Genomic DNA, 7,524 nt, shown 5'->3' with positions numbered 1-7,524 from the left:
ATCTCCCGCGGGCGCAGACCCGCCGACGCGATCGCCTCCCGCGCGGCGGCAACGATCAGCGACTCCAGAGTCTCCTCGGGCAGACGGCCAAACGGGGTATGACCCCAGCCCACGATCTCCACGTCGTGGTCCACATCCAGTCCCTTCAACGCTCAGACACCCTTCACTGCTGAGACACCCCGGCAGGTCACTGCCAAGACACCCCGGCAGGTCACTGCCAAGACACCCCGGCAGGTCACTGCCAAGACACCCCGGCAGGTCCGCCCGCCACGCCGGCACCAGGCTTCGTGCCCACCTGAGCCAGCCGTACCGGTGTCACCTTCCGCACGTCGTCGGCGGTGACGCCCGGCGCCGTCTCCRCCAGCACCAGACCATCGGAGGTCACGTCGATGACGGCGAGGTCGGTGATGATGCGCTGCACGACACCTGTGCCGGTCAGCGGGAGCGTGTTCGCGGGCAGGATCTTCGGCGATCCGTCCTTGGCGCAGTGCTCCATCAGAACGATCACGCGGCGGGCGCCGTGGACCAGGTCCATCGCGCCCCCCATGCCCTTGACCAGCTTGCCGGGCACCACCCAGTTCGACAGGTCCCCGCGCTCGCTGACCTGCATGGCGCCGAGGATCGCCGCATCGATCTTCCCCCCACGGATCATCCCGAAACTGGTGGCGGAGTCGAAGAAGCTTGCTCCCGTCGCGGTCGTCACCGTCTCCTTGCCGGCGTTGATGAGATCCGGGTCCTCCTCGCCGGCGACCGGGTAGGGACCCAGGCCGAGGATGCCGTTCTCACTCTGCAACACGATCTCCACGCCGTCGGGCACGTGGTTGGGAACCAGCGTCGGCAGACCGATGCCGAGGTTGACGTAGTCCCCGTCGTTGAGTTCCGCCGCCGCACGGGCGGCCATGTCGTCCCGGGACCAGGGCATCTCAGGCACCTCCTGCAGCGGTTGTGACGGCACGCAGGGTGAGCCGCTCGATCCCCTTGTCCGCGGCCTGGCCGGGCGTCAACGCCACCACCCGCTGCACGAAGACTCCGGGCAGGTGGATCTCGTCGGGATCCAGCGCACCCGGCTCGACGAGTTCCTCCACTTCCGCGATCGTCACCCTCCCGGCCATGGCGCAGAGCGGGTTGAAGTTGCGGGCGGCCCTGCGGAAAACCAGGTTGCCGTGCCGGTCACCACGCCGGGCCCGYACCAGGGCGAAGTCCGGCCGCAGCGCCGTCTCCCGCACGAAGACCTGCGGCACCCCGTCGACCTCGAAGACCTCGGTCGGCTTGGGCTGCGAGGCCAGCGCCACCTCGCCCGAGGCGTCGTACCTGATCGGCAGCCCGCCGTCGGCGACCTGCGTGCCGACGCCGGTGCGGGTGTAGAACGCCGCGATCCCGGCTCCACCGGCGCGCAGCCGCTCCGCCAGCGTCCCCTGCGGGTTGAACTCGATCTCGACCTTCCCGGAGAGGTACTGCCGTTCCAGTTCCTTGTTCTCCCCCACGTACGACGCCACCAGACGGCGGATCCGCCCGCCCTCCAGCAGCAGCGAGTTACCCACACCCGGGATCCCGCAGTTGTTGGAAATGACGGTCAGGTCCGAGGCCCCCTGTTCGGCGAGCGCGGCAAGGAGCACCGACGGGATGCCGCAGACCCCGAAACCACCACTCGCCACGCTGGCCCCGACCGGAATATCGGCGACCGCCTCCTGCGCCGACGCCACGACCTTGTCCACCTCACCCCTCCTTCAGCAGGGCCCGGCGCAGCAGAACCGTCTCGGGCGGCGCATCGGCCGGGATCGTGGTCAGCACAAGCCGGGCTCCGTCACGGGGCGCCTCGCCCTCGCCGTGCCAGAACGCGTCGGGAAGGACGACAGCCCGCGTGACATCGCCGGCCACGTCGACCGAGGAGGCGAATCGCACCGCCAGCGTCCAGTCGAAGTGCCCGGCCACATTGGTCAGCGAGGTATAGCCMCCCGCCCGCTCCGGGAACTCCAGCGTGGCGGAGTCCCCGCGGCGGGCCCGGGCATCAAGGAGCAACAGTCCCAGCGGCGGCGACCCCAGGCGCCCCAGCCATTCGGCGAGGTACATGGAGGCGCTGTCGGCGTGGTCCTCGCTCACCTCGTCCAGCCCCGTGCCGGCCCGGTCATGTGCCCGCAGCAACCACCTCGCGGGCGACGGCACCGACAGCACGACCCGTCGCCGGGTCGAGTCCGCCAGCGTGCGCATGGTCAGGACCAACCGCTCGACGGCGGGCTCGTCACCGAGCAGGGTGCGTAACGCATAGCCCGTGCGGCTACGCTTCCCCAGCGCGCTCACCAGGTCAGGCGTCGCCGCGAGATACGCGTCGTAGAACGCCTCGGCATTGACGAACACCGCATCCGKATCCAGCAGGGCCTGGACCTGGGCGACGTGCCCGGTCAGGGCGGCGAGGTCACCCCAGGGGATCTCGCTGCYCTGCCGTAGCACTGCCGTCGCGTAGGCGTCGTGGTCGATCACCAGCGCCCGGCCGCCGGGCGCGGCAGCGAGCAGGGCAGTGAGAGAAGACATTCAGTGCTCCTTGAACCTCAGGGCTCCGTAAACCTCAGGCGAGACGGAACCTCAGGCGAGACGCTTGACGTCCTCGCCGTGCCTGTCCTCCAGCTCCCGCACGCGCGCCTCCAGCGCCGCGATCTTCAGCTCCCGGCGGTCCGGAATCACGATGATCGGCAGTTCCTTCAGCGGCGCCTTGACCCGCTGGGGACCGTCGATGGTGAACACCGTGGCGGTGAGGTCCTTGGTGTCGTCGCCCCAGGAGCCGTAGTAGAGGAGGTCCTTCGGCGGCTCCTCGGTGACGAAATCCTTGACGAACTCCGCGTAGGGCTTGCCGCGCGTCAGGCGCGTCTGGCGGACCCGCTCGCGGGCCTGCCTGGTGCCCTCGGCGTCGAGCCGGAAGGTGATCGGGTCATAGCGGACACCGAAGATCTCCTCGGCGACCTTCTGGCTGATCCGGCCGAGCTCGGCATCGCGCACCACCGACTCGGGCAGGCGCTCCAGCGGGTCGCCGTACCCACCACCGGCGCCCTGGGAGATCATGTAGAGCTCGCCGTCCTTGGCGCGGTCGTACTGCAGACCCATGTGATAGGTCGAGTACTTCCCGTCCGGGAACGGACGCTCGTTCATGACCTTCTCGATCGAGAGGTCGAACTTCTTGTTGTCCCGACGAATGTGCTCGTAGACATTCGTGCCCTTGACCATCGCCAGCGGGTAGGTGCCGCAGCCGTAGCCCCCGAACATGCCGTAGATGGACGAGAACTTCGCTCCGGAGGTCACCGTCATGAAGCCCCACTCCGGCGTGCCCTCGGCGGCCACGATCATCTCGTAGCCCATGCCGCCGGTGAACTTGCCGAAGCCCATGTTGTCGCGGACCAGGCGCTTGGCCACCAGCTGCATGAAGGGCACCTCCTCCTCCATGACCTCCTGCTCGGCCGTGTCGGCCATGGCRCAGAAGAGCGGCGAGACGGCGTCCTCACCGTCCCGGAAGGGCTTGGCTCCCCCGGGCATGCCGTTGAGGTCGGCACACAGGTTGCCGACCATGTCGCCGTGTTGGGTGACACCGCCCCACAGGAACGTGTTGATCTGGTTGAACCAGTTGGCCACGATGTTCGASTACTTGTGCGGCGTGGAGAACGACATCTTTCCGTAGAGCGCCTGCATCATCGAGAAGCCTCGGAACGAGGCCTGCAGCGACTGTCCCATCGGGGCGTCGTAGGACGCGTCGGCCCAGGTGCCCTCGTCGGAGATGATCTCGATGCAGCTCATCGCCGCCGTGCAGCGCGGCAGGTCTGGCCACCAGAACGCCAGGATCGCCTGCATCATCATCGACTTCACCGAGCACAGCGGAGAGTTGATCGCMCGGTTGATGATCTCCGGTCCGGTGCCACGCAGGTCGACGGTCATCTTGTCGCCCTTGACGTGGATCCTGCAGGCGATCTTGATGAGGATGTTCTCCTTCAGCGTCGAGTCCATGAACTGGTTGAAGGAGTACGTGCCGTCGGGAAGCTCGGAGATCCGGCGGCGGACCTCCGCGTCGACGTCCTCGACGGTGACCCGCAGGGCCGCCACGAACGTGTCGACGCCGACCTCGTCGATGACCTTGTCGATGYGCTCCATGATCTTGCGTACCGCGGTGATCTTCACCTTCAGGTCGGCCAGCTGCAGCTTGGGGTCGCGCACCGAGTGCTGGAGGAAGGTCAGCAGGTCCCGGCGCAGATGACCACGCTCGACGATCTTGAACGGGCTCATCCGGAGGCCGTCGTCGARCGGGGTCTCCGAGCCCGACGGCATGCCGCCCGGCTCGCAGGCGCCGTTCTCGCCTYCGTGGATGGTCGCCGCCACCCACGCGATGATCTCACCCCCACGTATGATCGGCATGATCATCGACTGGTCGGTGTTGTGGACGTTGCCGAACCGGGCGTCGTTGTGGATGAATCCGTCGCCCTCGTGGATACCGACGGTCGGCTCGTCCTTCCAGTACTTCATGATGTACCGGATCGGGTGGTGCAGGATCGCGGAGAACGCGATCACCCCGTGGCAGGAGAGGTAGGACACGTCCCCGGCCGCGGTGTAGATCGCGGTCGTCAGGTCACCCCACTTCGCCCCGGGCGCGGCACCCTGCGCCTCGCACATCTCGTAGCCCTCGTCGAGCGCACCGGCAATCCGCTTGCGGATCCGCTCGACCACCAGCCGGTCKACACCGGCGGYGATCGCCGTCTCCTCCCRCRACGTCCGTTCCTGGATGGAGTGGTCACGCATGATCACCGGGTCGGGACCGAGGAAGAGGGTGGTCTCGTCCATGAACTGGTCGACCCACTCCCGCTCCTGGGGCGTGAGGGTGTTCTGCTCGGCGGCCTGCTCCTGCGTGGCGCTGTCGTCCGTGACAGTCATCGTCTTCTCCCTGGTGCGCTCGACGGTGTACTCGATCAGTCCTGCAGGAACCAGACGGCGCCCTGCACCGTCGGCTCCAGACGCCAGCCCGGCTCGACGAGGTAGGTGGTGTTCTCGGTGGTGACGATCGCGGGGCCGGGGATCACCCGCTCGTGCGACAGCGCGGCCTGGTCGTAGACCGGCGTCTCGATCGAGTCGTCCTGGCCGATGAAGTAGACCTTGCGGTGCGACACCTCGGTCGGCACCGTGCGCTCGCCGCCGGCCTCCAGCGAGTCGAAGTTGACGACGTCGCCGTCGACGTAGGAGGCCACCCGCACGGTCCCCACCCGGATCCCGGCTTCGGGTGCCGCGCTGCTGGCRCCGAACCGGTGGCTGTAGACATCACCGAAGGTGCGGATCATGTGCAGTACGTCGCCCACACCGTTCATCCGGTTGATGTCGAGGGCGACGGCCTGGGTGAGCAGCTGGTTGCCGTAGCGCATGTCCAGTTCCAGGCGGTACTTCACGTCGTCGGCCGCGAAGCCCTGACGCACCAGGTCCTCCCGGCCCCGGGCCTCGAGTTCCTCGACGATCGCGTTGAACTCCTCGTACTTGTCGTACAGCGACCGGGAGGTGGCGTTGTACATCGTGATGTGCACGCCGCGCTCGTGGAAGTGCAGCTGCTTCATGTTGCCGGCRCCGCAGGCGGAGAACACCGACGAGAACGGCGGGGCCAGGATCTGCTTGATGCCGGCATGGCGAGCAATACCGCAGGCGTGCAGCGGACCGTTGCCGCCGTAGGCGAGCATCGTGAAGTCCTCCGGCAGGTAGCCGCGCACCCGCAGCTCCTTGCCGATGCCGATCGCCATCTGCTCGTCAACACCGTCCTTGATCGCGCGGGCGATGGCGAGAACGTCCATGTCGAGCTGGTCGCACAGGTTCTCTTCGACGGCGAACCGGGAGCGCTTCGGGTTGAGCTTGATGTAGCCGTTGGCGTAGTTGTCCGGGTCCAGATAGYCGAGCAACAGGTCGGCGTCGGTCACCGTCGGACGCAGTCCGCCGCGGTCGTAGCAGGCCGGGCCGGGGTTGGAGCCGGCCGACTCCGGGCCGATCTTGATGGAGTTGTGAATCCGGTCGTACGACGCGATGGAGCCGCCGCCGGCACCGAGCGTGTCGAGGTGCACCATCGGCACCGACACCAGCCAGCGGTCGATGGTCGGCAGGAAGTCGTAGTGCTTCACGCCGCCCTCGGGCACCAGGCCGATGTCGAAGGACGTGCCGCCCATGTCAGTGGAGATCACATGGCCCAGGCCCGTCTCGTTCGACAGGTGCTCCGCGGCGCCGACGCCGGCGATCGGACCGGAGTGGATGGTCTGCAGGGCGTCGGTGGAGTTCATCTGMGCCATGCCACCGGAGTTGTGGATGACCAGCATCGGCTTGCCGTAGCCGGCGTCGCGCAGGTTGTTCGAGAGCTGRCTGAGCGCGTGAAACATGATCTCGTGCAGGAAGCCGTCCACGATGGTGGAGGTCGCCCGCACGTATTCGCCCTTGCGACCGGAGACCTGGTGGCCCAGCAGCACCGGGATGGCACCCAGCTCGTGGGCCGGGAACTCGTCGAGGATGATCTCCTGGATCGCCAGCTCGTGCTCGGGGTTCTCGGTGGCGTTGACCAGCGAGACCACCAGGGCCTCGGCGCCGGCATCCACCAGCTCACGGACCACCGTGCGGACGTCCTCGGGATCGAGCCTCGCCACGATCGTGCCGGCCGAGTTGACGCGTTCCTTGACCGAGYGGATCAGGTAGCGCGGCACCAGCGGTTCGGGCCGTTCGGCTGCCGGGAGGTTCTGTTGCATCGAGTAGTCCAGGCCCTCGCCGTACCCCCGGCCGCGGGAGAGCGGGATGGTGTCCTCGAAGCCATGAGTGACGATCGCCCCCACCTTGGGTCCCTTGCGCTCGATGAGAGCGTTGGTGCCCAGGGTGGTGGCGTAGCGGACCGAGTCGACCTCGGTGAGCACGGTGCCGCGGTCCAGTCCGGCCCGGCTGCACGCCAGGTCGAGCGCCTCGTTGAAGCCCAGCGCCAGGTTGTGGTGCGTGGTCAGCGCCTTCGCCTCGACGTAGGTCTCGTCCCAGACGAAGAAGCAGTCGGTGAAGGTGCCGCCGATGTCGACGGAGATACGTTTCATTGTCTCGGTTCTCCCTGCGAGATCAGCGGATGTGGCCGGTCGCCTTGTGCATGGCGGTGTATTTCTGCGCGTCCTCGCCGGGCCCGTAGTTGTGGACCTGCTCGGGGTCGACGCCGCGTTCCTCCCACTGGGTGCGCAGCGCGGCGACGTCGATGACGAGATCGGCCGTCGGCGGGTGTCCCGGGGGCACGTATTCGGTCTCGATCTGGGTGGCGCAGCCGGGGCAGTAGAATTCCAGGATCCGGCAGTACGTCGGGTCCGGGGAAAAGGTGAACTCGTAGCGGTCGGGATTGATGATCGGCTGGTGGATCTCCCGTGGGTCGCGGTCGTAGACCAGGCAGCCGAGTTTGTAGTTCCCGTGGGCAGACCAGATGTCGCGGCCGCACACCCGGCAGACCCAGCGCTCGGTGTCGAGGTCGATGACCAGGTATTCGGTCATGGGGACCCGCATGATGAC

General features: G+C 67.5%; 6 protein-coding genes. All 6 read right to left on the bottom strand.

From position 1 onward, the window contains the following. Positions 1-235: 235 nt before the first annotated feature. From Manayef4_RS17245 to Manayef4_RS17220, 6 genes are read right to left on the bottom strand one after another with little or no spacing between them, the layout of a single operon-like run. Entirely contained in the window at positions 236-922 is a 687-nt protein-coding gene (locus Manayef4_RS17245; protein WP_070132264.1) for a 3-oxoacid CoA-transferase subunit B, read from the bottom strand. A 1-nt stretch (position 923) separates the two neighbouring features. Continuing rightward, the gene (locus tag Manayef4_RS17240; RefSeq protein ID WP_011436914.1) at positions 924-1,715 is read right to left on the bottom strand and encodes a CoA transferase subunit A; all 792 of its coding nucleotides are present in this window, start codon (positions 1,713-1,715) and stop codon (positions 924-926) included. A 1-nt stretch (position 1,716) separates the two neighbouring features. After that, positions 1,717-2,529: a hypothetical protein gene (locus Manayef4_RS17235; protein ID WP_070132261.1), complete on the bottom strand. Its 813-nt coding sequence runs from the start codon at positions 2,527-2,529 to the stop codon at positions 1,717-1,719. Positions 2,530-2,580: 51 nt separating this feature from the next. After that, positions 2,581-4,905, bottom strand: a complete 2,325-nt coding sequence (locus tag Manayef4_RS17230; protein ID WP_070132260.1) for a hydantoinase B/oxoprolinase family protein — start codon at positions 4,903-4,905, stop codon at positions 2,581-2,583. A 35-nt stretch (positions 4,906-4,940) separates the two neighbouring features. Then, positions 4,941-7,067, bottom strand: coding sequence for a hydantoinase/oxoprolinase family protein (locus Manayef4_RS17225; protein WP_070132259.1), 2,127 nt, complete (start codon positions 7,065-7,067; stop codon positions 4,941-4,943). Positions 7,068-7,089: 22 nt separating this feature from the next. Next, positions 7,090-7,518, bottom strand: coding sequence for an acetone carboxylase subunit gamma (locus Manayef4_RS17220; RefSeq protein WP_023841948.1), 429 nt, complete (start codon positions 7,516-7,518; stop codon positions 7,090-7,092). Positions 7,519-7,524: the final 6 nt, after the last annotated feature.

Source organism: Frankia sp. CgMI4 (assembly GCF_001756285.1).
In the GTDB taxonomy this organism is placed as follows: Bacteria; Actinomycetota; Actinomycetes; order Frankiales; family Frankiaceae; genus Frankia; species Frankia casuarinae.
The sequence above is the reverse complement of the archived record's forward strand: the minus strand, read 5'-3'. Positions and strand labels throughout refer to the sequence as shown.

Bases quoted from the DNA above. Each gene is read 5' to 3' on its own strand.
- Manayef4_RS17220 (WP_023841948.1), bottom strand. From the start codon at position 7,518: ATGCGGGTCCCCATGACCGAATACCTGGTCATCGACCTCGACACCGAG.